This is a genomic window from Salinifilum ghardaiensis, assembly GCF_054491345.1.
This window is the reverse complement of the sequence record NZ_CM137101.1, coordinates 1,070,628-1,094,094: the sequence shown is the minus strand read 5'-3', so window position 1 is coordinate 1,094,094 and position 23,467 is coordinate 1,070,628. Positions and strand designations below refer to the sequence as shown.

Sequence of the window (23,467 nt, the reverse complement as noted above, 5' to 3'; positions counted from 1 at the left end):
GGCCGCCCCGGTGCGGTCCGGCTGCGCGCGGAGCCGCTCACCGCACCGCCACGGCGTCCGCACCGAGCAGCAGCCGACCACCGATCACGGTGGCCGTGACGGCGGTGTCCCTGATCCGGGTCGGATCGATGGCGAGCACGTCCTCGGACAGGGCGACGAAGTCCGCGAGCTTGCCCGGCTCGAGGGTGCCGACCTCGTCCTCGCGCCCCGCCGCGTGCGCCGAGCCGTGCGTGTAGGCCCGGAGCGCCTCGGCGATGCCGACTCTCTCCGCCGGGGCGAAATCAGCCCCCGCGGAGGTCCGGCGGTTGACGAGGTCGTGGATCGACACGAGCGGGTTGGCGTCGGAGACCGGGGAGTCGGTCGACCCGGGCACCACCATCCCCGCGTCGAGGAGGGAGCGCATCCGGTAGGTCCCCCGCACCCGATCCGCTCCGATCGCGTCGATGATGCCGTCGCCGAACTCGGAGATGAAAGCGCCCTGGGGCACGGGGGTCACCCCCAGTTCGGCGCAGCGCCGCACCTGGGCGTCCGTGGCGATGGCGAAGTGCTCGATCCGGTGCCTGACCTGCTTCGGCGCGGCTTGCTGGGCTGCGGCGACGGCGTCGAGGGCGTGGTCGATCGCGCGATCGCCGATCGCGTGCGTCGCCACCGCCCACCCGGCCCGGTGGTACGCCGGAACGAGCTCGCGGAGTTCCGCCGGCTCGACGACCATCACCCCGCGGTTGTCCGGCTCACCGCAGAAGCAGTCGTGGACCGCGGCCGACCGCCCGATGAGGGATCCGTCGGAGATGACCTTCACGGGTCCGAACCGCAGGTGCTCGTCGCCGAAGCCCGTCCGCACGCCCAGGTCGAGCGTCCGCATCCCCTCCGCGTTGAGCTCGAGGTCGTGGAGGGTCCGGTGGAAGGGCATGACCGTCATCCGCGGGCGCAACACCCCGGTTTCGACCGCCGTCTGGTAGAGCCCCAGCACCGGGGCGTCGGCCCCGAGGACGCCGCCGAGGAGGACACCCGGTTCGGTGAGGCTGGTGAGCCCGTAGGACAGGGCCTGGTCCGAGGCCAACCGCAGGTACCCGAGCGACTCCTCCTCGGTGACCTTCGCCGCCTCGAGCGCGATGCGGTCTCCCGCGTTCTCCTGCAGCAGGCCTTCGGCGCGCCCCTGCTCGTCGCGGATCACCCGCCCGCCGGGAACGTCCGAGTACCCCGCACGACCGGGGGCACCGACGAGTTCGAAGGCCCGGGTGTTGGCGACGATCATGTGGTGGGACACGTGCTCGACGATCGCCGGGCGACCACCGGTGACCCGGTCGAGCGCCTCGGCGGTGGGGTGCCCGCCGAGGCGGTTCTGGTCGTAGCCGCTGCCGCGCACCCAGGAATCCGGGGGGAGTTGCGCGGCGCGTTCGGCGAGCGCGGCGCAGAGCTCGTCGAGATCGCGCACGGCCGGGTAGCGCAGGTCGACGGTCGCCAGCTGCTCACCCGTCCCCATCGTGTGGTGGTGGGCGTCGTGGAATCCGGGCACCGCGCGGGCGTCGCCGAGGTCGAACTCGCTGTCCGGCTCGAGCCCGGAGACCTCGTCGACGGCGAGGATCCGGCCGCGGTGGACGGCGAGGGTGCGCGCCTCGGGGTGGGAGGGGTTCCCGGTCCAGAACCGCCCGTGCCAGAACGAATCGATCTTCATGCCGTGTGCTCCTCCTCCGTCATCGCGTGTTCGACCTCGGAGGCGCTGCGTCGCGACAGCCCGATCACTCCGAGGACCGAGAGGGCGACGGTGACGACGTAGAACGACATCACCGCCCACGGGCTGCCACCGGTCGAGTTGAGCAGCCACTGGGCGACGATCGGGGTGGTTCCGCCGAAGACCGTCGCGCACAGCTGGTAGGCCAGCGTGACTCCCGTGTAGCGGATCCTGGCGGGGAACGCCTCCGACAGGGCGGTGGCGAGCATCGCGTAGTACGCGGTGGCCCCGATGGTGTTGACCACGAGCATCACGCCGAGGAACACCGCGTCCGCCGACTGGATCGCCAGGAAGAAGGGCGGGGTGGCCACGCCGGTGATGACCAGCCCCCAGATGAGGACGGCGCGCAGACCGATCTTCTCGGCGATCTTCGCGGCCACCGGTTGCCAGAAGAACTGGACGACCGCCGAGAGGAGGATGAGGTTGAGGATCACGGACCGATCCATGCCGAGCAGATCCGTGGTCCAGGAGAGCATGAAGGTGTTGTTGAAGTACGCCGAGGAGATGCCCACCACCGAGGCGAGCACGCCGAGGACGACGAGCAGCGGGACCGTGGTGACCGCTTCCGCGGCGGGGATCCGCGACACCTGGCTGCGCTCCTTGAGCTCGCTGAACTGGGAGGTCTCCTCGACCTTCAGCCGGATGAAGAAGGCGAGGAGGACGAGGACGGCGGAGAGCAGGAAGGGCACGCGCCATCCCCAGCTCATGAAGGCCTCGTCGGGCAGGAGGCCGACGAGCGTGAAGGCGACGATCGAGAGGATCGATCCTGCCGGCGAGCCCTGCTGCACCCACGCCCCGGCGAGCCCGTTCTTGCCGGGAGCGGCGTTCTCCGTGGCGAGCACGACGGCTCCGCCCCATTCGCCGCCGACGGCCAGCCCCTGGGTGGTGCGCAGGACGACGAGGAGGATCGGAGCGAGCACGCCGATCTGCTCGTAGCTCGGCAGCAGACCGATGCCGGTGGTCGACACCCCCATGAGGAGGAGGGTGACGATGACGGTGTTCTTCCTCCCGAACCGATCACCGAAGTGGCTGAAGACCACCCCTCCGATCGGGCACGCGAGGAACCCGACCCAGAAGGTCGCGAACGAGGCGAGCAACCCGGCCCCCGGAGCGAGGTCGGGGTAGAACGCGGTGCCGAAGACGAGCGCGGCGGCCGTGCCGAAGAGGAAGAAGTCGTACCACTCGATGGCGGTACCGACGAAGGCACCCATCATCGATCGGCGCTGCTTCTGCGCAGCTGCCTGAGACGTCGTTGCCATGGTGGGCTCCCGGAGGTCAGCGGGCGGGGGAGGTCCGGCCGGCGAGAAGCGCGAGCGGACCGCTCAGGACCGCCCGGAACGCCGCTGCCGAAACACCTGCGGACCGAGGTGGTTCGAAAAGCGCGCGCAAGCTCTCAGGCAATCTAAGGTCCGGGGAGGTATGCGCACCAATACTGATTCAGGAGGGTTGTGATAACTTCCGCGCATGGAACTCGCGGCCCTCGAGAGCTTCCTCGCCGTGCTCGAGACCGGCACGGTCACCGAGGCCGCGCGCCGTAGGTTCACCTCCCAGCCGGCGCTGTCCCGCCAGATCAGGACGCTCGAGGACACCTGCGGCACGCAGCTGTTCACCCGCGCGAAGACCGGGATGGTCCCGACCCGGGCCGGCCGTCAGCTCGAGCCGGTCGCCCGCGACCTGCTCGCGCGCAGTCGTTCCGCCGAACGCATGATGTCGACGCTCGCCCAGCAGGAAGTCCCGCTCACCGTGGCCTGCCCGACGATGGTCGCCGAACACCTCGTCCTGCCCTTCGTCGCCGAACGCTGCGCCGCGGTCGCCAACGTCCTGGAACGCCCCACCCTCGAGATCTTCGACCTCGTCACCGACCTCTCCGCGGACCTCGGGATCGCTCCGATCACCCCGCCGCCGGGGATCGAATCCCGGTTGATCTGCCACATCCCGTTCTCCGTGCAGGTCACGCCCGATTCACCGCTCGCCGGGCGGGCGGCGGTCGACATCACCGAACTGCCGGGGCTGCCGCTGCTCGTCCCGGACGCGCTCAGCGGGACCCGGCGCGCCTTCGACGCGCACCTCGCCCGCGCGGACGTCACGCTGCACCCGCGCACGGAAGTCACGCGCACGCACATCGCGCAGGCGATGGCGACGGCCGGGCAGGGGGTCGTCGTCGCGATCGATCCACCGCAGTACGACCTCGTCGCCGTCCCCCTGCTGTCCGGAGGGCGGCAGCTCTTCGTCGAGGAGTGGGCCGGGTGGCCGAGCGGCCACTACGCAGCGGGGACGATCCGCACCTTCCTCGACGCGTACGTCGCCTGGCTGAGGCGGTCGCCGCGGGCGGAGTCCCTCGTCCACGCCGAGGACGGAGCTGCCGCCGGAACACCCGGGCGCGGTGAGCGCGCGGGACCCGGGGCGGAGGCATAGGTGGCGCCCGCGGCGGGTACGCGCGTGGCACGCCCGGTGCCGGAGGTTCGGAGGGACCGGCCGCGCAGCACCGGTGCGCAGCAGGCGACGAGGAGGAACTGTGGCCGACGAGCAACTGCCGATCGCGGGATTCGACGAGCTCCCGCTGAACACGCTGCAGCACCGCATCCGCTCGCTGACCTCGGACCAGCTGGAGCTCCTGCTCGCGCACGAGCAGGAGCACGCCGACCGGGTCCAGGTCGTGGAGCTGCTGAACAACCGCCTGGAGGAGCTGGCAGCGGGAGCGGAGCCCACACCCGGCGAGGGGGAGCCGATCGACGTGCCCGGGCGGACGGCGCACGGCTCACCGGTCGGGCCGCAGGGACCGCGCGAGAAGGGGCGTCCGGGCGTGCACGGCACGCGCAGCTCCACCGGCAAGGGCGCCGAGCACAAGTCGAAGTGAGCCCGCACGTCGCACCGGGGTGCAGCACCTCGGCGAGGAGGAGCCGATGACCACCGCCCACCAGCAGCACACCGGGCACGAGCACGTGCACGGCGAGGGGTGCGGCCACGTCGCCGTGCCGCACCAGGACCACGTGGACTACGTGCACGACGGGCACCTGCACGCCGCCCACGACGACCACTACGACGAGTGCGAACCGGCCGAGCACCAGGCGCACGGCGACCACGGCGAGCACGTGCACGGGCCGGACTGCGGGCACGTCGCGGTGCCGCACGGCGACCACGTCGACTACGTGCACGACGGCCACCGGCACGCCGCCCACGGCGACCACTACGACGAGCACTGACGAACACCGGCGGGCGCTGAGGCGGCGCAGCTCCAGGTGCTGATTCGCCCGAACGACCCCTCTCCCCTGGCCGGCCGCTTACGATCTCGGTGTGTCCGAGCGATCACGGGTCGAGCAGGAGCTGGCGAATGCCGCAGCGAGCGGACAGGTGTGGACCTGTCCGAGCGGGAGGAGTGCGAGGTCCGCGCCGCGGCGATCCGGAACCTGCTGTGCGGCAAGGACTCCGCGGAGGTCGACCCGCGCGGCGTGCGGCTGCGCGGCGCGCGGGTGATTGGTGACCTTGACCTGACCGACGTGCGCGCCGAGGCGCCTCTGGTGCTGCACGAGTGCGAGCATGACGAGGAGATCACGCTCGACCGCGCGCACCTGCCGCACCTGGACCTCGGCGGCAGCCGGTTCCTGCGGCTGTCCGCCGACGGGCTGGTCTGCGAGCACGACCTGCTGATGCGCAGCATCCGTGCGGAGGGCCTCGTGCTCGAATCGGCGGACATCACCGGTGTGCTCAGCCTCGGCGGTTCCGAGCTGAGCGCCAGTGATGACCCAGCGCTCCACGCGGACAGGATCACCGTCCACGGCTCCGTCCACTGCCGCGACGGCTTCACCGCCAGCTCCGACAGTCCCGACGGCACGATCCGAGCTCACAACGCCACCATCACCGGAAAGCTCAATCTTGACAGCGCCCAGCTGACCGCCACCAACGGACCCGCACTGATGGCGGACGGAATCTCCCTTGGAGATAGTCTTTTCTGCGACGGTCTCACCGCGACCTCGGACGGCGAGCACGGAACCGTGTGCTTGCGCGATGCCGCCATCACCGGGCAGGTCAGCCTCAACGGTGCAGAACTCGCGGCTACCAACGGAGCTGCGCTCGATGCCGACAGGGCCACGATCGGCCACGGCTTCTTCTGCCGGAAAACGTTCACCGCCAGCTCCGACAGTGAAGACGGCATCATCCGTCTACCCGGGGGCTCCATCACCGGACAACTCGTCCTCAGCGACGCTCGGCTCACCGCCACCAAGGGACCCGCGCTGAACGTCGACGGAGCCACCATCACCGGTGATCTGCTCTGCAACGACGGAGTCACTGCCAGCTCCGGCAGGCCCGACGGCACGATCCGAGCCCACAACGCCACCATCACCGGAAGCCTCGATCTCAACACTGCCCAGCTCACCGCCACCAACGGACCCGCGTTGTCAGCGGATGGCCTCACTGTTCAGGGAAGTTTGAACTGTCGCGATGGTTTCACCGCCAGTTCAGCGGGTGACTGCAACACGCTCCGGCTGAACGGCGCGTTCGTCGGCAAGCGATTCAGCCTCGACGGCGCCCAACTCACCGCCACGGACGGCTCCGCGCTGTGCGCGGACGGCATCACCGTGCAGGGCGATCTGCACTGCACGGCGGGCTTCACCGCCAGCTCGGACAGCGATGACGAGACGATCCGCTTGCTCGGTGCCACCATCGCCGGGCAACTCGGGTTTCGGGACGCCTCGGTGCGCAACACCGGTGCGGGTTCGGCCCTGGACCTCAACGGTGCCCGCCTCGACAGCGACCTCCTCCCGCTGGACACCTTCGCGGACTCCGATTTCCGCGTCGAGGTTGCCGGTCTGCGGTATCCGTTCCTCCCGCGCGACGTGACGTGGCGGGAGTGGCTGGGGCTGCTGGCGCGGCACACACCCTCGTACGCGGCGCAGCCGTACCAGCAGTTGGCGGCGGTGCACCGCGAGGCGGGCCACGAGCGGGAGGCCCGGCAGATTCTCATCGCCCAGCAGCGCGACCTGCGCAGGCGCGGCAATCCGGGCCACCGGGGCCAGCGGTTGCTGCACGCGGCGAGCGGGCTGTTCATCGGCTACGGGCACCGGCCGTGGCGCGCTCTCGGGTTCCTCGCGGGCGTGTGCGCGCTCGCGGTGGGGATGCTGTGCACCGCGCACGTCCTCGGCCTCGCCGTGCGCCCCGGACCGGGGAACGTTCCGTGCGCGCCCGCGGAGACCCTCGGTGCGGCGATCGACACCGCGGTGCCGATCCTGAAGACGGGTGGCGGCGGCCGCTGCGAGATCGCCGCGAACACGGGCATCGTGCAGGTGCTCTACCTCGGCGGTTACGTGCTGCAGGCGATGGGCTGGGCCTTCGCGACCCTGTTCGTCGCCGGATACACCGGCCTCATCCGCCAGAGCACCTGAGCAGCGCGGGGAAGAGCACCGCGGCTCACCTGCCCCCACCGCTCGCGGCCGGGGCTGCACCGCCGTGCACCCGCTTGTCCGGGAGCACGAGCCGGCCGCGAGGCTGCGTGCGGTGCCAGCGCCGGCACCACTGCTCGAAATCGTCCAGCGTGGCGAAGCGACCCGCCGTCACCGTGCGGAACGGGAACGCCTCGCGCGAGACGCTCGGTGCCGTGGAAGAGCAGTGCTCGCGCCATCCCGCACGCGTCCAGCAGTTCACCACCTCTGCCACCGGCCCCGCGACCGTGTACACCACGTCTTCGACAGCTACCGCCCATGCACCGGGTGAGGACATGCTCTTCAGCATATGACGCGGTATAGAGCGGTAAAGAGCTCCACACCGCGATCCACACTTTTGGGGCGCTCACTACCTCCATACGGTGATGGTCATGAACGGCGTACCCGAATTCGATCCGGACGCAGGCGAACCCGACTACGTGTACGCGAAGGTCGCCGACCACATCGCAGCCCGCATCGAGGTCGGCGAACTCGTGTCCGGGCAACGGCTTCCCGGGGAGCGCGAGTTGGCGCAGGACTACCGCATCGCACTCGGAACCGCCCGGCGCGCGCTCGTGGAGCTGCGCGAACGCGGCCTCGTCGTGACGCTGCACGCGAAGGGAACCTTCGTCAGCAAGTCATCGACCGACAGCTGAGGCAGGGGCTCTTCCACGCGGACGCGGCACCCACATCGCCGAGACCACGCAGAACCGCTGATCGGAAGTCCGCTTTCCGTTTTCCGCGTTCTTCCGCGCATTCCCGCCCCGAATCGCAGCGCGCGATCGGGCGTGGATCTGCTGCGAAAACACCGCGCGGTTGCCGCTCCCCAGCGCACCGGGGCAGCGCTGCCGCCACAACAAGGCCGATGACCTGCGGATTCCTCGAGGGGCCGCACCTCCGGGCGCAACCCGACCCGGCGGCACCCGCGAAATGTGGTGCCCCCAGCTGGACTCGAACCAGCGACCTAAGGATTAGAAGTCCTTCGCTCTGTCCTGCTGAGCTATGGGGGCCGAACGGTTTCCCGTCAACCGCAGATAGCAGGGTAGCGCTCCGTGTTTGATCTCGTGACGACGATGCCGGGCTGTTGCCGACTCGGTATCGAACAGCAGCCCGTTCGGCGACAACGAACCCGGCACCCGACCGCGCGGAATCGGGTGGCACCGCCGTCCACTCCGCCGGAAACAGCCCAGCTGCGCTGGGGAGGAGAGGGATCGGCGCACATCCGGTGCACGCCGGGTCACGATACGCGCACCGGCGGCGCGCGGAACCGCCCGGCACTGAACGCCCCCCCGGAAGAGCCAGCGAGCGGGTGCTCAGCGCAGCCGGTCGATCACGTGCGGCGACTGGCGCAGCAGGCGGGTGACCCCGCCGACGGTGAACTCGGTCAGCAGCTCGAGCAGCGCCTCGCGGTCGGGACCGCCGTCGGTGCGGGACAGGCGCACCATGGACTCGGTCATCGCGAAGTACAGGGCCACGAGTGCGTCGTCGGCGCCGCCCGAGCTGACGCCCTCGGCCTCCCAGCGGCGCCGGCTCGCCGCGGCGTAGACGGGCGCGAGCCGGCTGCACAGCTCCGTCAGGCCGGGCCTGCCGGTCTGCTCCGCCACGTGCAGCACGTCGTAGACCTCGGGTTGCCGCTCGACGAACTCGAACATCCGCGCGTAGCTGCGCCGCGCCACGAGCTCGAGCTCCTCGTCCTCGGGTTCGAGCACCTCCGCGGACAGCGCCGCGACCGCGCGGTCCAACGCGCGCTGCGCCGCTGCGTCGAACAGCTCCGCGCGCCCGCCGAACAGCTCGTACACCGACTGCCGGGTGAGCCCCGCCGTGCGGGCGACCTCCTCGATGGTGGCCGACTCGCCGCTGCGCGCGAACGCGCGCACGGCGGCGTCGACGACGAGCTCCCGCTGGCGCTCGACCGGGATCTTGCGCGGACGGCCCCGACCGGACCCGGCCCTGCCCGTTGACACGTAACGCACCTCACAGCATCATTTTCGACAATCTTGTCGGATATTCCCCTCCGGCCCGGTCTCGACCTCGAAGGAGAGGCGATGTCACTGCTCCGCCGATTATCCCGACTCGCGACCCTCACCGCGGCCACGGCGCTCGGCCTCGCCCTCACCACGGCGAGCAGCACCGCCGCACCCTCCTTCTACGACCCGCCCCGACCGCTGCCCGCCGGCGAGAACGGCGACGTGATCAGGCACGAACCGAGCAGCTTCCACCTCGACCCGCTGCGCGGCGTCGAAGCCCCCGCCGACGTCGAGCGGATCATGTACCGCAGCACCGACGCCCGCGGCGAGCCCACCGCCGTCACCGGCACCGTGCTCACCCCGCAGCGCTCCTGGGACGGGCCCGGTCAGCGCCCGCTCATCGCCTTCGCCCCGGGCACCCAGGGCATCGGCGACCAGTGCGCCCCGTCGAAGCGCCTCGCCAGCGGCGAGGAGTACGAAGGCGTCATGCTCGAGGCCCTGCTGAACCAGGGCTACGGCGTCGTCGTCACCGACTACGAGGGGCTCGGCACCCCCGGCGTGCACACCTACGTCACCCGCGAATCCATGGGCCACGCGGTGCTCGACGCGGCGCGCGCCGCGCAGCGGCTGCCCGCGGCCGACCTGCCGGACTCCGGACCGGTGGCGACGTACGGCTACTCGCAGGGAGGCGGTGGATCGGCCGCGGCCGCCGAACTGCAACCGAACTACGCGCCCGAACTCGACCTCCGCGGCTCCTACGCCGGGGCGGTCCCGGCCGACCTGCGGCAGGTGGCCGCAGCGCTCGACGGCAACGTCTCGGCCGGACTGCTTGGGTTCGCCCTCGTCGGCGCCGACTCGGCCTACCCGGAGGCGGGGATCCCGGACATCCTCAACGAGCGCGGGAAGGAGATGGCGCAGCAGATCCGCGAGGACTGCGTCACCGACATCCCGCACTACGCGTTCACGCGCTCCGAGGACCTCACCGCGGACGGCCGCTCAGTACTCGACCACCTCGACGAGGAACCGTTCCGGTCCATCGTGGACGAGCAGACCATCGGCGACCGCGCACCGGAAGTTCCGGTGCTCAGCGTGCACAGCATCGCCGACGACATCGTGCCGTACCAGCAGGGGCGCGAGATGGCGCGGAAGTGGTGCCGGCAGGGCGCCCAGGTGCAGTTCTCCAGCTACGCCGCACCGACCCACGTCGCCCCCGCCGTGCTGGGAATCCCGGAAGCCCTGCACTTCCTCGAGCAGCGCTTCGCCGGGCGGGAAGCGCCGAGCAACTGCGCCGATCTCCTCGGCGAGTCCACGGCGGACGCGGTGGAGCGGCACGCGCAGGAGGAGTCGAACTAGCTGCTCGGACGTCGAGGCCGGGTGGACGGGGCAGCTGGCGGGGAACCCCCAGCTGCCCCGCAATCCCGAGGGACGAGGACGGTCCGGGGAGACTTGAACGCAGCCCCGGAGCCCCACGGCGCCGCGGGCCCCTCCGGGGCCGCTTCCGCCGCACCCGCGGAGCGGCGGCACCTGCTCGTCGCGCGTCCCGCGAGGCTCCCCCGGCTCCAGCGACCCGCCAACGGCCCAGGACGCGTGGCATCCCCGGCGTCGTCACGCGGACCCACCGCTCGTCGCCGGCGCGCTCCCCGTCGGTTCACGGGCATCCCTCCGCCAGCGCGGCGACCACCGACGCCGCCGGCCCGGTCGGCGCGTGCCGGTGGCCGGTGCCCGCCCACAGGTGCACGCGGTCCGCGTCGTGCGCCTTCGCCGCCGCGCCGCGCAGTTCACGGGTGAGGTGGTGGACCGCCGGGTAACCGACCGGCGCGGTGGCGCCGTGGCGGTCGACGAACCCGTTGCGCAGCGCCCGCGCGGGACGACCGGTGAAAGCCCTGGTCACCACCGTCCCGGTGAACGACGGGTCGACCAGCGCGTCGCGGTGCGCCCCGCCGGCCCCGCTCTCCTCCGTGCGCAGCAGCAACGTGCCCACCACGACCGCCTCCGCACCCGCGTCGAGCAGCCGCCGCACGTCCTCCGGCCCCGCGACACCTCCGGCGGCGAGCACGGGCAGGCCGGTGCCGGAACCGACGTCGGCGACGAGCCGCTCCAGCGGCACCTCGGAAGGTTCCCGCGCGGCGGAGTGCACCGCGGAGTGCCCGCCCGCCTGCGGTCCCTGCACGACGATGCCGTCGACGCCGAGTTCCCGCGCCGCCGCGGCCTCCTCGAGGTCGGTGACCGTGACCAGCACGTGCGAACCCGCGCGGCGCAGCGCCGCGACCACGTCCGCACCCGGCAGGCCGAAGGTGAACCCGACGGCGGAAACCGGTTCGCGCAGCAGCAGATCCACCTTCTCCTGCCACCGGTCGTCGTCGTGCACCACGGGCGCACCCGCGAGGTCGAGGCCGTAATCCCGCCCCTCCTCGGCGATCTCCCGCGCGTAACGGCGGAACTCCGCCTCGTCGACGGGTTCCCGCTCGGGCACGAACAAGTTCACGCCGAACGGGAACCCCGCTCGCCGCACACCGTCCATGTCGGACTTCAACGCCGCCGCCGTCTTGTAACCGCCGGCGAGGAAACCGAACCCGCCCGCCGCGGAGACGGCCGACACGAGCGCGGGAGTGCTCGCCCCGCCCGCCATCGGCGCCGCCACCAGGGGGAGACGGCTCGGCACCAGCTGCGAATCCGCGCTGCCCATCACTTCGCCCTTCCCTCGTCTCGTTCCGCAACCGCGTCGCCCCGCTCGCGCCGCCACGACGCGCCGAGCCGCCGAACGGCCTGTTCGCCCAGCGCGCGCACCACCTCGGCGGCCGGGCGCACGCGGTCGACCCGGCCGATCGCCTCGCCGGCGATGATCCCGACCTCGTCGGGATCGTCCCCGTCGACGGCCGCGCGGTACTGCTCCACCACGCGCGGCAGATCGGCCGCGAGCTCGTCCTCCCGGCCGTGCCACCGCTCGACGAAGCCGTTGCGCAGCACGCGGCTGGTGTACTCCCGCGGCCAGGACAGCCGCCGCACGACGTCGTACACACCGGTGCGCACGGTGTCATCACCGCTGCTGCCGAGCACGCGGCGCTGCGCTCCTGCCGGGAGGAGCGCTTCGTCGGTGGCGAGCAGGCGGGTGCCGACGAGGACGCCGTCGGCACCGAGCACCAGGGCGGCCGCCACCGCGCGGCCGTCGACCACGCCTCCGGCCGCGAGCAGCGGTGTGCCCGGAGCCTCCTCGGCGATCAGGTCGGCCACCTCCGGGACGAGGGTGAACGCGGTGCGCTCCGCCCTGCCGTGCCCGCCGGCCTCGGAACCCTGCGCCACGACGACGTCCGCGCCGGCTGCCAGCGCTTCCCGCGCCTGGGCGAGCGTGTGCACCTGGCACAGCACGCGGGCGCCCGCGTCGCGGATCCGGTCCACGAACGGGGCGGGGTCGCCGAAGGACAGCATGACGGCCACCGGTTCGTGCTCCAGGGCCACGTCGAGCAGGGCGGGCCGCTCGGCCAGGCTCCAGGTGATGAAACCGCAGCCCACGCGCGCCCCTTCCGCTCGGGCGAACTCGCGGCGCAACCACTGCTCCTCCCCGTAGCCACCGCCGATGAGGCCGAGGCCGCCGGCGCGGGAGACCTCACCGGCGAGATGCCCGCCCGCCACGACGTCCATCGGCGCCAGCGCGAGCGGGTGCTCCAGGCCGAACATCCCGGTGAAGCTGCTCGTGAGCGGCACGGGTTCCTCCGTTCGGGATCGCGGACGGGACGGCGCGCACCGCCGTGGACGGTAGCCGCGGTGCCTGCAGCACCACCAACGATTCCTCGGGATGGGAGCCATCTCCGCAGCAGAACGCTCACCGCCCGCGGCATGGCGAGCACCACGAGCGATCGCCCGCACCGATCGCGGCTGCGTAGTGTGGGGCGCGACCCGCAAGCCCTCCGCGCGTCCGCGCCGCGGACGCGCTGGCACCGGAGGTGCGCCGTGGAGCTGTACGACCTGCGGATCTTCCGGGCCGCCGCGCGCACCGGCGGCATCACCGCCGCCGCGCGCGAACTGCACACGGTCCAGTCGAACATCAGCAGCCGCATCGCCGCGCTGGAGAAGGAGCTCGGCGCCGACCTGTTCCACCGCCACGCGCGCGGTGTCGTGCTCACCGGTTCCGGGCAGCAGCTGCTCGGCTACGCCGAGCGCATCAGCGAGCTCGCCGAGGAGGCCCGCCGCACCTTGGCCGACCAGGACGACCCCAGCGGCCCGCTGCGGATCGGCGCCCTGGAGACCACCGCCGGACTGCGCCTGCCCGGCGTGATCAGCGCCTTCAGCGCGGACTGCCCGCGCGTCGAGCTGTCGCTGATCACCGGGGCCACCGACGGGCTGATCGCCGACGTGCTCGCGCACCGCCTCGACGGCGCGTTCGTCAGCGGACCGGTGCAGCACGCCGACCTGGAGGCGGCGGAGGTGTTCACCGAGCAGCTCGTGCTCGTCACCGCGCCGACCGTGCCCAGCATCGACGCCGCGCTGCGCGGGGCCGCTCCGAAACTGCTGGTCTTCCGGCGCGGCTGCTCCTACCGCCGCCGGCTGGAAGATCTGCCGCCCCGCCACGACGCACCCGCCCCGCAGGTGCTCGAGTTCGGCACGCTCGAGGGGATCCTGGGCTGCGTGCGCGCGGGCATGGGCTGCACGCTGCTGCCGGAAGCCGTCGTCGACGAGCACGTGCGCCGCGGGCGCGTGCGCACCCACGCCCTCCCTCCCGAGCACGCCCGCACCGACACCGCGTTCGTGCGCCGCCGGGACACCACCGCCGGCCCGGCGCTGCGCCGCTTCGCGGAACTCGCGCAGCAGCACGCCGCCCCCGCGGGCGGCGAACGCGCGCAGGCGTTCCCCGCGTGACGCGTTCGCCCCGCCCGCGCGGCTCACGCCCCGCCGCACTGCCAGCGGTGCCACTCGTGGTCCCAGAACCGGGCCGCGTGCCTGCGTCCCACCACCTGGCACATCCGCGCGGAGAACCAGCAGACCAGCACCGCGAGCACCCACAGCAGCACGCCGGTGAGCGCCGCGACGACCCCTCGCGTGGGGGGTGACATCGGCGGTGTCACCCGGTCACCGGAGCGGTCCACCCACACGCGCACGGTGTCGCCGCGGGAGAGGTCCAGCGGCACGTCCACGGTGCTCGTACTCGTGCTCGCCCCGGTGTGCCACCGCACCGTGGCTTTCGCCGACTGCTGGTAGTAGCCGTTGCCCGCGGGGGACTGCATCCGCGGTTGCGAGGTGAGCACGGCCTGCACCGGCTGCGCGGTGCGCACCGTCGCGGCCGCCTGCCGTTCCAGGTCCCGGTGCACCTCCGCAGCGGCCACCGCGACCGCGGGAGCGGCCAGCAGCGCCGCGGTCGCGAACAGCGCCGTGAGCCAGGCGACGACCCGGTCCACGCGCCGGCACAGGGGGTTGTCGGAACGCAGGGCGTTGCGCAGCCATGCCAGCTCCTCGCGCCACGCGGCAGCCATGCTCACCCCTTTCGCCGAACGCGCACCGAAGAGCGGGCGTGCGACCGGCGGCCACACCGCCCCGCGGCGCACCCGCCTGCGGCCCGTGCCACCAGCCTGCCAGCGGAAAGCCAACCGGGGTGGAAAGCCGACCGCTCGGGTCCGCGCCGTTCCCGCGTGCCGTTCCCACCGGGGCCGTTCCCACCAGCTCGCTCCCGCGGGGTCCGTGCCGAGCACGGCGGCCGAGTGCGACCGCACCGGAGTTCTTGGTAGCACGGAGTGCGCTGCGTCACAGCGAAGGCGGGTTCCTCCGACCCGCCGACCGGGAGCTCCCGCCGGCCCCGGCCTCCGGGGATCACCCGGCGACCGGGGATCAGCCGGCGACCGGGAGTCAGCGGCGGCTGAGGAGGCGGCGGAACCACTCGCGCGGTCGCGGTGCGCGCTGGCTGCGGGGCCTGCGCGACAGCTCGCGCAGCCAGTCCTGCCACGCCCCCGCGGCGTCGCTGTCCACACCGCGCAGCAGGCGGTGGATGCGGATGTAGTCGCCCTGCCGGTGCTCGCTCGCCCACTGCTCCAGGCGCGCGTCCACCGCGCGCCGCACGCCGTCGGGTGCGCTGTCGGACCAGGCCATCGCGAAGGCCAGCGCGATCGCCCGGTCCCGTCGCTGCTCGGGGACGCCGCTGTCCTGCCACACCCCGGGCAGGCGTTCGGCCAGCAGCTGCGCGAACGTCTCCCCGCTGCCGACGGCGATCTGCAGCGCCACCCGCAGCGACACGTCGAGCACGGAGGAGGCGAGCTCGTCGGCCCGGGCCGTCAGGACCGCTTCGGACACCGACTGCGGCGCGTCCGCCCCGGAGGCGGGCAGTTCGCCGGTGCGCTGCAGCGCACCGAGCCAGTGCCGCAGCCGTCCGTCCTCCTCCCACAACTGGCGCAGCTGTTCGTGGTCGGGGCCGGCGTGGTGCACCACCAGCCGCAGCACGTCCAGCAGCCCCGGCGACATGGTCGCCCCGTCGAGCACGCCGAACACGCGCTGCGCCAGCGACTCCTCCACCGCCGAGGACGGCACCACCGCCAGCAGCTCGGCCGTCTCCTCGACGCTCGGCCGCACCTCGTCGAACAGCGCCCGCCACGCCGCTTCCGCGTCGACGTCCGCCTCGGACTTCGCGAGCAGATCGCGGCAGCGGTCGATCGCCTCCCTGCGGGACTCCTCACCGCGGGCCACGGCCGTGCGCAGCACGAGGGCGTCGAGCTCGGAGGCGGGATCGCGCACCAGCGGCAGCAGCAGCGGCCACCAGTGGTTGCGCACCGCCTCGACCGCCCCGTCGCGCTCGGCGGCCCCGGCCGGCTCGGCCGAGTCGCGCCCCACCCGGCGGGCGAGCTCCTGCCGCAGCAGTTCCACCAGCTGCTCGCCGCAGCTCCAGCGCTGCGCGTCGAAGCCGAGCCGGGGCCGTTCGGCCCACCAGCGCGCGAACTGCTCCATGGCCTGCCCGGTGCGCTCCAGGCGCGGCGTCAGGCCGAACCGGGTGGCGGTGCGCAGCACCGCGTCCACGCGTTCCGGGGACGTGCTGTTGACGATCCGCTCGACCAGTTCGGTGGCCTGCTCGGCGTCCCGCTCGGACCAGCCCAGCTCCGCCGGCAGCGGCACCGCGTCCCCGACGCCCTCGGCCGAGTCGCGCGCCGCGGTCAGCTCGGCCCGCAGCACCGCCAGCCACAGCCGCCCGGTGCGGGCGCCCAGGTCCACGTCGACGAGCCGGTGCAGCACGCCGCGGTCGGGGTCCGCGGCCAGCAGGGCGTCGAGCACCGGGGTCCAGGTTTCCGCGTCGAGCACGTAGGCAGCGGTGCGCAGCCAGTCGGCGAGCGCCTCGGTCTCATCGGCCGTCACGGGTTCGTCGAAGGTGAGCACGGCTGCGGCGTACCGGTCGGCGGCCTCCGGGTGGCGCTGCCGCCGCTGCCGCCCGAACTCGTGCGCGCGTTCGACCGCGTCGACCACTCCGAACGGGTCGCCCCCGAGGAACCGCCGCACCCAGAACGCCGCGGCCGAGGTGGGGGTGACGCGGCTGCGGGTGCCCTCCGCCGCGTTGAACACCACCGCCTCGGACACCCCCGAGGGGTCGGCGAACTCGCCCGCGTTGTCCGGCGTCACGGCGACCACCGGGTAGCGGCGGTCGCGCGGGTCGGGGCCGAACACCCGGAAACCCACGCGCAGCGCGCGTTCGCGGGGCAGCAGCAGGGTGGCCGCGGCCAGCCAGCGGACCACGGCGGCGGTGTCCGAGGCGACGAACACCACTCGCGCGGGGCTCGCCCCGTCGAGCTCCTCCAGCGCGGACAGCAGGGCCAGCAGCCAGGACTCGCCCTCCGGTTGCGCGAGCACCCAGTCGCGCACGGTCTGCGCGTCCAGGGGGCCGGCCTCGGCGGCGCCGACCGCCGGGCACTCACCGCCGTCCGCGGGGGTGTCGGCCCAGCAACCCGCGTCCCACAGCTGCGCGGGGCGGGCGGTGCCGTAGGTGGCGGGATCGTCGGCCACGAGCGCGTGGGTGAACCGCCCGGGCTCCTCCCCGTCGCCGTCGCGGCTGACGCAGCGGGCGGTGACGTAGGCGGTGTCGCAGGCGTGCAGCAGCGAGGGCTGCTGCCGCGCCGGGCCGTCCGGATCGGGTTCGGCGGCGACGCACCGCTCGACGAGGGTGCGCGTGTGCGGGTCGGTGTTCGGGGAGGTCGCGTGGAACAGCAGACCGCCCCGGTTCTCGTCCCACACCGGGGTCTCGATGCAGTGCACTGCCTGGAACTCCCGCGCGCTCATGTCCCGTCTCGCTCCGTTCCGCCCGGCGCACCCCGCTGGTGACCGGTTCGCCCGTCGTGTCCACGTGGTCCGGCTGCTCCGGATCAAGTCCACATGATCCGGTTGCTCAGCACCGTAGGACACCGCGAAACAGCGGAACGTGACGTGCCTTCGATCATGCGCGTGTCGGGCACCGACCCTCGATCAGGCGAACTCCCCCGGGGCGACCCCGAGCAACCGACCGACCGGCGGCCCACCTCCCCGGGCCGGGACCACCCCGGCCGGCGACCCCGCCGGTCCGGCGACCCCGCCGGTCCGGCGACCCCACCGGTCCGGGGGATCAGGAGAGCGCGGGCAGGCCGATCGCGGAGTCCACCGCGATGCCCACGAACAGCAGCGCGAGGTACGAGTTCGACAGGTGGAACAGGCGCATCGGGTTGGCCGCGACCCCGCGGCGCACCGCGCCGTGCAGGTGCTGGGCCACGACGAGGAACACCACCCCGGAGGCCACGGCCAGGGCGAGGTAGATCCAGCTGGTCACCGGCACGAGCAGCAGCGTGCACGCCACGGTGGCGTAGCTGTAGGCGAGGATGCGGGCCGAGACCTGGCCGGGCGTCTTCACCACCGGCAGCATCGGCACGCCCGCCCGCGCGTAGTCCTCCCGGTACTTCATCGCCAGCGACCAGAAGTGCGGCGGGGTCCACAGGAACACCACGCCGAACATGACCAGCGCGGGCCACTCGACCCGGCCGGTCACCGCTGCCCAGCCGACCACGACGGGCATGCACCCGGCGGCCCCGCCCCAGACGATGTTCTGCGTGGTGCGCCGCTTGAGCACCAGCGTGTAGATGAAGACGTAGAACAGCAGCGCAGCCGTGGCCAGCACCGCGGCGAGCAGGTTCGCCCCGGCCCACAGCACGGCGAAGGAGGCGGCGCCGAGGACCAGGCCGAACACGAGCGCGTGCCGCCGCGGCACCGTGTAGGTGGCCAGCGGGCGCTTCTTCGTGCGGTCCATGACCTGGTCGATGTCCGAGTCGGCCACGCAGTTCAGCGCGTTCGCGCTGCCCGCGGACATGGCCCCGCCGAGGAAGGTGACCAGCACCAGCCAGAGGTTCGGGACGCCGCGCTCGGCGAGGAACATCGCCGGGATGGTGGTCACCAGCAGCAGTTCGATCACGCGCGGCTTGGTCAGGGCCAGGTAGGCACCGAGCACGCCGCGAACGCCGGGCCCGCGCTCGGGCGGTTCGCCCCCGGAGCGTGCGTTGCCGTCGTGTGCGTGCGCCGAGGTGGTCATGACGTCCGATCTTCCTCCGCGGCCCGTGACTGCTCCTGCGGGGTGATCGGTTCGCCGGCGGCACGCGCGCGGGACCAGTGCGTCACCCTGCGCTCCGCGAAGAACGCTCCGAACGGGATGGTGCCGGCCAGCAGGACCAGCAGCATCCGCCCGAGCGGGATGCGCAGCCGCGTGGTGAGCACGAAGGCCACGAGCAGGTAGACGAAGTACAGCCAGCCGTGCAGGAAACCGATCCGCCCGACCCAGGTGTCGCCGGCCACCTGGGTGGCCGTGCCCTGGTCCCAGCCGTACTTGAACACCATGGCCACGCACAGCGCGATCAGCAGCACTGCGGTGACGTAGGCCATGATCCGGTAGAAGGTCAACAGCCCGGGCTGCACGGCTATCGGCTTCACGACTACCCCTCACATCCCGCGTCGCGCGACACGGTGCCCCGCCGCCGGCCCCTCGCGGGGACGGAACTCGCCGCCGCCGCGGGTCCGCGGAGGGAACACCCGTGTCGACAGACCGTACGGCACGCGCCGATCGCCGGCGTGACCGACCTGACCGCGGAGTGGCCCCGCACACCCTCGGCGGGGTTGCTCACCGGCGGCGGTGCCGACCCGGCGCCTCCCCGCGGCGCGGGCGCTGCCCCGGGGGCCAGGCGGTCTCCGGGGGCCGGGCAGGCCCCGGGCGCTGCCCGGCGGGGACCGGGGCCACCGCGCGGAGGTCCCACCCGATCACGCCGCGCGCGGCGCGGGGGCGCGCGGCTGCGCCTCCTCGCCGGAGGTCTCGGCGCGCTCGTGGTCGGCGCGGCTCAGCGGGCACCCGCACGGGCACGGGCGCGCCCGGTCACCGCCCGGGAGGACAGCAGCGCGTCGCGGATCTCACCGGCGCGCACCGCCCCGTTGGACAGCAACGAGGAGGTGATGCCGTGCGCGTGCTCGGTGCCGCCCTGCAGGTAGATCCCGGCCTCGAGGTCGTCGGTGGTGCGCAGGCGGTAGTCCCGCCCCACAGACGGCCGCCCCAGCTCGTCGCGCAGGCAGTGCGGGCCGACCTCGCCGAGCAGGGCGAAGGGGTCCCGCGGGCTGCAGCCGGTCGCGCAGACGAGGACGTCGCTGTCCAGCACCTGCCGCTCTCCGGTCGGCAGGAACTCGACCTCCGCGCGCACGCCACCGGCGTGCTCCTCCACTCCGCGGAGCTCGCTGGCGTGGTGGACGCGCAGCCGGTGCTCGCCGGTGACCTTCTCCTGGTAGTGGCGGCGGTAGAGCTCCTCGATCAGCCCCAGGTCGACCACGGAGTAGTTCGTGTTGGCGTGGTAGCCGGCCAGCATGCCCTTGACCCCCTCCGGTGCCGCGTAGAAGTCCTGCACGGCCTGCGGGTCGAAGATGCGGTTGGCGAAGGGGCTGTCGTCGGAGGGGCTGTAGCCGTAGCGGCGGAACACCGCGCAGACCTCGGCGCCGGGGAACGCGCGGTGCAGGTACTCCACCGCTTCGGCGGCGCTCTGCCCCGCACCGACGACGGTGAACCGGCGCGGCGAGGGCTCGCCCAGCTGCTCCACCCGCTGCAGCAGGTCGAGGTTGTGCCAGACGCGCCCGCTCTCGACCACTCCCCGCGGCATCGCCGCCTCCAGGCCGAGACCGAGGACGAGGTTGCGGGCCCGGTAGGTGCGGTAGCCGTCGGCGCTGCGGGTGGTGACCGCGAACCGGGTGATGCGCTGCCCGTCGCGGACGGGCGCGACCGAGACGACCTCGCTGCCGTAGCGCACCCGGTGGGCCATCCTGCTCGCCGCCCACTCGAGGTAGTCGTGGTACTCGACTCGGGTGGGGAACAGCGTCTTGTGGTTGATGAAGTCGGCCAACCGCCCCCGCTCGCGCAGGTAGCACAGGAAGGAGAAGTCGCTGGCCGGGTCGCGCGGCGTCACCAGGTCCTTGAGGAAGGAGACCTGCAGCGTGGTGCCGTCGATGAGCATGCCCCGGTGCCAGCCGAAGTCCTCCTGCCGCTCCAGGAAGAGGCCGGACAGCGGCGCTCGCGCGGTCGACCGGTTGTGTTCCTCGATCGCGATGGCCAGGGCCAGGTTGGACGGGCCGAAGCCGACACCGAGCACGTCGTAGTCGCCTTCGCCGGGGTGTTCGCCGTCCCCTCCGCCCATCGGATCCGTCGCCTTCCCCGTCGGGTGCGCTGCGGTGGACACGCGTCCCCCCGTCAATCGCGGTCGTGGTTGTGCTTGTCGTGGTACTCCGGCTCGGGCATGCCGCGCTTCCAGTAGCCGATCGCCAGCACGGAGCCGGCGTCGAGGCCGCGGTCACCGCGCAGGTGCCGGCGCACGTCGCGGACGAGCCCGGACTCGCCGGCCACCCAGGCGGAGACGTCGACGTCGGCGGGGATGTCCGCGGCGCGCACCGCGCCGGGCAGCGCGCGGCTGCACCCGGGGGCGGTGCCGTCGCGGTGCAGCCACGTCCAGGTGACGCCGGGCGGACGCTCGACGGGCTGCTGCTCGGCCTCGCCGGCGATCTCGACGAACACCTGCCCCCGGGCCGTCTCCGGCAGGGATTCGACGAGGGCGGAGATCGCCGGCAGCGCGGTCTCGTCCCCGGCCAGCAGGTACCAGCCGGCGGGGCGGCAGGTCTTGCCGCCGGGGCCCATCACGCCGAGCGCGTCCCCCGGCCGCGCGTCGCGCGCCCAGGTGGCGGCGACGCCGTCGTCGCCGTGCAGCACGAAGTCGATGTCGAGCTCGGCGCGCTCGGCGTCGTAGCGGCGCACGGTGTAGGTGCGCATGGTCGGCCGCTGCGCGGGGTCGGGCCAGACGTAGCGCCCGGTCCCGCTGTCGATCCGCGGCAGCACCGGCCGCTGCTGATCCTCGCGGGGGACGAAGACCTTGACGTTCGGGCCGCTGCGGCCCTCCTGGAACCCGGCCAGCTCCTCGCCGCCGAGGGTCACGCGACGCATCCCGGGGCTGATCTGCGCCGCGCGCAGCACCTCGAGCGCGCGGGCCGGCGGACGGGGGTGCTGCGCCCGGCGCGGGCGGCGGACGTCCGCGGTGCTCATCGGCTGGTCTCCTCCCCGCGAGATCGCCCTGTTCAGGGCGAGATCACCGTACTTAGGCAAGGCTAACCACACACCTTCGTCCTGTCCTGGGCGGAGTGATCCGGATCTCCTTCGTCCGGTTCACCCGCGCTGTCCGCCGAACGACGTCCGGGGCTGCCGCCCCGCCCGGAGCGCCCGGTCCGGAACCGCAGCGCCAGCGCGGCCCCGGCCAGGGCGCAGACGGCGGAGACGCCCATCGCCGCGTGGTAGGCCGCGGGGTGCGCCGGCGCGCCGGCGGAACCGACCCCCGCCACCGCGAGCACGCCCGCCGTGAGGGCCACCCCCACGGCCGAGCCGATCTGCCGCTGCACGGTGAACAGCGTCGACGCCGAGCCCGTGGCGGCACCGGAGATCGTCGCGAACGCCACCACCTGCAGCTCCGTGCTCGCCAGCCCCACGAAGAACCCCGAGGCGAACTGCACCAGCGCCGCGTACCAGAGCCCGGCCGCGCCCACGGTCGACATCGCCGCGAACGACACCGCCGCCCCGGCCATCGACGCGCTGACCAGCACGCGCGGACCGAGCGCGCGATCGGCCCAGGCGAGCACCTGCGAGGCCAGCACCAACCCGAGCGCCTTCGGCGTGGTCACCAGGCCGGTCTCCCAGGCCGAAGCCCCCAGCTCCGACTGGTACAGCAGCGTGAACCCGTACAACGTGCCCAGGAACCCGGCCACGCACGTCACCAGCACCAGGCTCGCCAGCCGGAACGACCGGTCGCGGAACAGCCGCACGTCCAGCAGCGGCGCGGCGCGCCGCACCTGGCCGCGCACCAGCACCGCCAGCAGCACCGCGCCGGCCCCGCCGGCCAACCACGGCACCGGGGAGGACGCGCCGGTCCGCGGCAGCGCCTCCAACGCGTAGATCACCGCGCCCACGCCCGGGACCGCCAGCGCGAAACCGGTCACGTCGAACCGGCGCCCCGCCGACTCCACGTGCTCGACCAGGTACCGCGCGCCGAAGGCCAACCCCAGCAACCCGACCGGCAGGTTCACGAAGAAGCCCCACCGCCAGTCGAGGTGGTCCACGAAGAAGCCGCCGAGCAGCGGCCCCAGCGCCGGCGCCACCGCGGTCGGCAGCACGAGCAGCCGCGAGAGCCCGACCCGCTGCTCGGGCGGGTAGGCCCGGAACAGCATCGTCAGCGCGACCGGGCTGACCACGCCCGCCCCCGCGCCCTGCGCGAGGCGCGCCGCGGTCAGCTCGCCCAGTCCGCCGGCCAACCCGCACCACAGCGACGCGGCCACGAACACGCCGAACGCGCCGAGGAACACCCGCTTGGTGCCGAACCGGTCGCCGAGCCACCCCGAGGCCGGGACGCACATGGCGAGGCTGACCAGGTAGGCCACGTTCACCGGCGCGGTGGCGTGCTCCGGGACCGCGTGCTCCTCGGCGATCGCGGGCAGCGCGACGTTGACGATCGTCGCGTCCATGCCGCTGGTGAACATGGCCACGACGTAGACGACGCACACCGCTGTCCGCGGATCGACGCGCCGCCCCCCTCCCCCGGCCGGCGATGCCGCCATCAGCGGCCCCGCGAGGGATCGTCGGCCACCGACCGCGCCGGGCGGATGTCCGTCCACTGCGCCTCGATGTGCTCCAGGCACGCCTCCCGCCCGGCGGGGCCGAACGCGACCGACCACCCGGCCGGCACCTCCAGGGCGGCCGGCCACAACGAGTACTGGTCCTGCTCGTTGAGCAGCGCGCAGTACTCCGCCTGCGGATCCTCGAACGGGTTCGTCACCGTTGTCTCCTCCTCTCGCGGGGGCTGGTTCCC

At 73.2% G+C, this 23,467-nt stretch carries 21 protein-coding genes and 1 tRNA gene; 7 read left to right on the top strand and 15 right to left on the bottom strand.

Annotation, left to right across the window (positions count from 1 at the left end; all coding sequences use genetic code 11):
• Positions 1–37: 37 nt before the first annotated feature.
• Together ACVGV0_RS04915 and ACVGV0_RS04910 are read right to left on the bottom strand one after the other, a co-directional pair.
• Complete coding sequence (locus tag ACVGV0_RS04915) at positions 38–1,675, bottom strand: amidohydrolase (protein WP_459158661.1); 1,638 nt, start codon at positions 1,673–1,675, stop codon at positions 38–40.
• Positions 1,672–2,991 (bottom strand): MFS transporter, encoded by a 1,320-nt coding sequence (locus ACVGV0_RS04910; protein ID WP_459158660.1) that lies wholly within the window; start codon positions 2,989–2,991, stop codon positions 1,672–1,674. Before ACVGV0_RS04910 ends, ACVGV0_RS04915 begins: the two co-directional genes overlap by 4 nt.
• Before the next feature lie 205 nt (positions 2,992–3,196).
• Here ACVGV0_RS04910 and ACVGV0_RS04905 point away from each other — a divergent pair, with 205 nt between their 5' ends.
• The 4 genes from ACVGV0_RS04905 (at position 3,197) to ACVGV0_RS04890 (ending at position 7,113) form a co-directional block, all read left to right on the top strand.
• Entirely contained in the window at positions 3,197–4,147 is a 951-nt protein-coding gene (locus ACVGV0_RS04905) for a LysR family transcriptional regulator (protein WP_459158659.1), read from the top strand.
• Positions 4,148–4,247: 100 nt separating this feature from the next.
• Positions 4,248–4,589, top strand: coding sequence for a hypothetical protein (locus ACVGV0_RS04900; protein WP_459158658.1), 342 nt, complete (start codon positions 4,248–4,250; stop codon positions 4,587–4,589).
• Between the two features lie 46 nt (positions 4,590–4,635).
• On the top strand, positions 4,636–4,935 hold the full coding sequence (locus ACVGV0_RS04895) for a hypothetical protein (RefSeq protein WP_459158657.1): 300 nt from the start codon (positions 4,636–4,638) through the stop codon (positions 4,933–4,935).
• Between the two features lie 36 nt (positions 4,936–4,971).
• Positions 4,972–7,113 carry a hypothetical protein gene (locus tag ACVGV0_RS04890; protein WP_459158656.1) on the top strand — a complete coding sequence of 714 codons (2,142 nt, stop codon included), beginning with the start codon at positions 4,972–4,974 and terminating at the stop codon, positions 7,111–7,113.
• A 25-nt stretch (positions 7,114–7,138) separates the two neighbouring features.
• Here the strand turns inward: ACVGV0_RS04890 and ACVGV0_RS04885 are convergent, their stop codons facing one another.
• Positions 7,139–7,447, bottom strand: a complete 309-nt coding sequence (locus tag ACVGV0_RS04885; RefSeq protein WP_459158655.1) for a hypothetical protein — start codon at positions 7,445–7,447, stop codon at positions 7,139–7,141.
• Positions 7,448–7,541: 94 nt separating this feature from the next.
• Between ACVGV0_RS04885 and ACVGV0_RS04880 the strand changes: the two genes are divergently transcribed.
• On the top strand, positions 7,542–7,805 hold the full coding sequence (locus tag ACVGV0_RS04880) for a winged helix-turn-helix domain-containing protein (protein WP_459158654.1): 264 nt from the start codon (positions 7,542–7,544) through the stop codon (positions 7,803–7,805).
• 277 nt (positions 7,806–8,082) lie between these two features.
• On the opposite strand, the gene ACVGV0_RS04875 is transcribed toward ACVGV0_RS04880, so the two are convergent.
• Positions 8,083–8,159, bottom strand: a tRNA-Arg gene (locus tag ACVGV0_RS04875).
• Positions 8,160–8,462: 303 nt separating this feature from the next.
• A complete protein-coding gene (locus tag ACVGV0_RS04870; RefSeq protein WP_459158653.1) occupies positions 8,463–9,113 on the bottom strand; it encodes a TetR/AcrR family transcriptional regulator in 651 nt (216 codons plus the stop codon).
• An 81-nt stretch (positions 9,114–9,194) separates the two neighbouring features.
• On the opposite strand from ACVGV0_RS04870, the gene ACVGV0_RS04865 reads away from it, so the two are divergent.
• Positions 9,195–10,469, top strand: coding sequence for a lipase family protein (locus tag ACVGV0_RS04865; RefSeq protein ID WP_459158652.1), 1,275 nt, complete (start codon positions 9,195–9,197; stop codon positions 10,467–10,469).
• A gap of 295 nt (positions 10,470–10,764) precedes the next feature.
• Here ACVGV0_RS04865 and ACVGV0_RS04860 read toward each other — a convergent pair whose 3' ends face one another.
• Together ACVGV0_RS04860 and ACVGV0_RS04855 are read right to left on the bottom strand one after the other, a co-directional pair.
• Positions 10,765–11,802, bottom strand: a complete 1,038-nt coding sequence (locus ACVGV0_RS04860) for a nitronate monooxygenase (RefSeq protein ID WP_459158651.1) — start codon at positions 11,800–11,802, stop codon at positions 10,765–10,767.
• Positions 11,802–12,818: an NAD(P)H-dependent flavin oxidoreductase gene (locus tag ACVGV0_RS04855; RefSeq protein WP_459158650.1), complete on the bottom strand. Its 1,017-nt coding sequence runs from the start codon at positions 12,816–12,818 to the stop codon at positions 11,802–11,804. Before ACVGV0_RS04855 ends, ACVGV0_RS04860 begins: the two co-directional genes overlap by 1 nt.
• Before the next feature lie 246 nt (positions 12,819–13,064).
• Between ACVGV0_RS04855 and ACVGV0_RS04850 the strand changes: the two genes are divergently transcribed.
• On the top strand, positions 13,065–13,970 hold the full coding sequence (locus ACVGV0_RS04850; RefSeq protein WP_459158649.1) for a LysR family transcriptional regulator: 906 nt from the start codon (positions 13,065–13,067) through the stop codon (positions 13,968–13,970).
• A gap of 23 nt (positions 13,971–13,993) precedes the next feature.
• Here ACVGV0_RS04850 and ACVGV0_RS04845 read toward each other — a convergent pair whose 3' ends face one another.
• The 8 genes from ACVGV0_RS04845 to ACVGV0_RS04810 form a co-directional block, all read right to left on the bottom strand.
• Positions 13,994–14,581 carry an Rv1733c family protein gene (locus ACVGV0_RS04845; RefSeq protein ID WP_459158648.1) on the bottom strand — a complete coding sequence of 196 codons (588 nt, stop codon included), beginning with the start codon at positions 14,579–14,581 and terminating at the stop codon, positions 13,994–13,996.
• A 370-nt stretch (positions 14,582–14,951) separates the two neighbouring features.
• A complete protein-coding gene (locus tag ACVGV0_RS04840; RefSeq protein ID WP_459158647.1) occupies positions 14,952–17,357 on the bottom strand; it encodes a GTPase-associated protein 1-related protein in 2,406 nt (801 codons plus the stop codon).
• Between the two features lie 319 nt (positions 17,358–17,676).
• Positions 17,677–18,630, bottom strand: coding sequence for a heme o synthase (locus tag ACVGV0_RS04835; RefSeq protein ID WP_459158646.1), 954 nt, complete (start codon positions 18,628–18,630; stop codon positions 17,677–17,679).
• Positions 18,627–19,025: a DUF3817 domain-containing protein gene (locus tag ACVGV0_RS04830; protein ID WP_459158645.1), complete on the bottom strand. Its 399-nt coding sequence runs from the start codon at positions 19,023–19,025 to the stop codon at positions 18,627–18,629. The genes ACVGV0_RS04835 and ACVGV0_RS04830 overlap by 4 nt, the downstream gene beginning before the upstream one ends.
• A 401-nt stretch (positions 19,026–19,426) precedes the next feature.
• Complete coding sequence (locus ACVGV0_RS04825) at positions 19,427–20,761, bottom strand: lysine N(6)-hydroxylase/L-ornithine N(5)-oxygenase family protein (protein ID WP_459158644.1); 1,335 nt, start codon at positions 20,759–20,761, stop codon at positions 19,427–19,429.
• A gap of 53 nt (positions 20,762–20,814) precedes the next feature.
• Positions 20,815–21,657 carry a siderophore-interacting protein gene (locus ACVGV0_RS04820; RefSeq protein WP_459158643.1) on the bottom strand — a complete coding sequence of 281 codons (843 nt, stop codon included), beginning with the start codon at positions 21,655–21,657 and terminating at the stop codon, positions 20,815–20,817.
• Between the two features lie 62 nt (positions 21,658–21,719).
• A complete protein-coding gene (locus ACVGV0_RS04815; protein WP_459158642.1) occupies positions 21,720–23,216 on the bottom strand; it encodes a DHA2 family efflux MFS transporter permease subunit in 1,497 nt (498 codons plus the stop codon).
• Positions 23,216–23,434: an MbtH family protein gene (locus tag ACVGV0_RS04810; RefSeq protein ID WP_459158641.1), complete on the bottom strand. Its 219-nt coding sequence runs from the start codon at positions 23,432–23,434 to the stop codon at positions 23,216–23,218. The genes ACVGV0_RS04815 and ACVGV0_RS04810 overlap by 1 nt, the downstream gene beginning before the upstream one ends.
• Positions 23,435–23,467: the final 33 nt, after the last annotated feature.

What these genes read in the sequence shown, in the direction of transcription:
- ACVGV0_RS04845 (WP_459158648.1), bottom strand. Translation starts at nt 14,581, where the DNA reads ATGGCTGCCGCGTGGCGCGAGGAGCTGGCATGGCTGCGCAACGCCCTG.
- ACVGV0_RS04860 (WP_459158651.1), bottom strand. Translation starts at nt 11,802, where the DNA reads ATGGGCAGCGCGGATTCGCAGCTGGTGCCGAGCCGTCTCCCCCTGGTG.
- ACVGV0_RS04825 (WP_459158644.1), bottom strand. Translation starts at nt 20,761, where the DNA reads ATGGGCGGAGGGGACGGCGAACACCCCGGCGAAGGCGACTACGACGTG.
- ACVGV0_RS04905 (WP_459158659.1), top strand. Translation starts at nt 3,197, where the DNA reads ATGGAACTCGCGGCCCTCGAGAGCTTCCTCGCCGTGCTCGAGACCGGC.
- ACVGV0_RS04840 (WP_459158647.1), bottom strand. Translation starts at nt 17,357, where the DNA reads ATGAGCGCGCGGGAGTTCCAGGCAGTGCACTGCATCGAGACCCCGGTG.
- ACVGV0_RS04865 (WP_459158652.1), top strand. Translation starts at nt 9,195, where the DNA reads ATGTCACTGCTCCGCCGATTATCCCGACTCGCGACCCTCACCGCGGCC.
- ACVGV0_RS04815 (WP_459158642.1), bottom strand. Translation starts at nt 23,216, where the DNA reads ATGGCGGCATCGCCGGCCGGGGGAGGGGGGCGGCGCGTCGATCCGCGG.
- ACVGV0_RS04820 (WP_459158643.1), bottom strand. Translation starts at nt 21,657, where the DNA reads ATGAGCACCGCGGACGTCCGCCGCCCGCGCCGGGCGCAGCACCCCCGT.
- ACVGV0_RS04910 (WP_459158660.1), bottom strand. Translation starts at nt 2,991, where the DNA reads ATGGCAACGACGTCTCAGGCAGCTGCGCAGAAGCAGCGCCGATCGATG.
- ACVGV0_RS04915 (WP_459158661.1), bottom strand. Translation starts at nt 1,675, where the DNA reads ATGAAGATCGATTCGTTCTGGCACGGGCGGTTCTGGACCGGGAACCCC.
- ACVGV0_RS04880 (WP_459158654.1), top strand. Translation starts at nt 7,542, where the DNA reads ATGAACGGCGTACCCGAATTCGATCCGGACGCAGGCGAACCCGACTAC.
- ACVGV0_RS04835 (WP_459158646.1), bottom strand. Translation starts at nt 18,630, where the DNA reads ATGACCACCTCGGCGCACGCACACGACGGCAACGCACGCTCCGGGGGC.
- ACVGV0_RS04895 (WP_459158657.1), top strand. Translation starts at nt 4,636, where the DNA reads ATGACCACCGCCCACCAGCAGCACACCGGGCACGAGCACGTGCACGGC.
- ACVGV0_RS04885 (WP_459158655.1), bottom strand. Translation starts at nt 7,447, where the DNA reads ATGTCCTCACCCGGTGCATGGGCGGTAGCTGTCGAAGACGTGGTGTAC.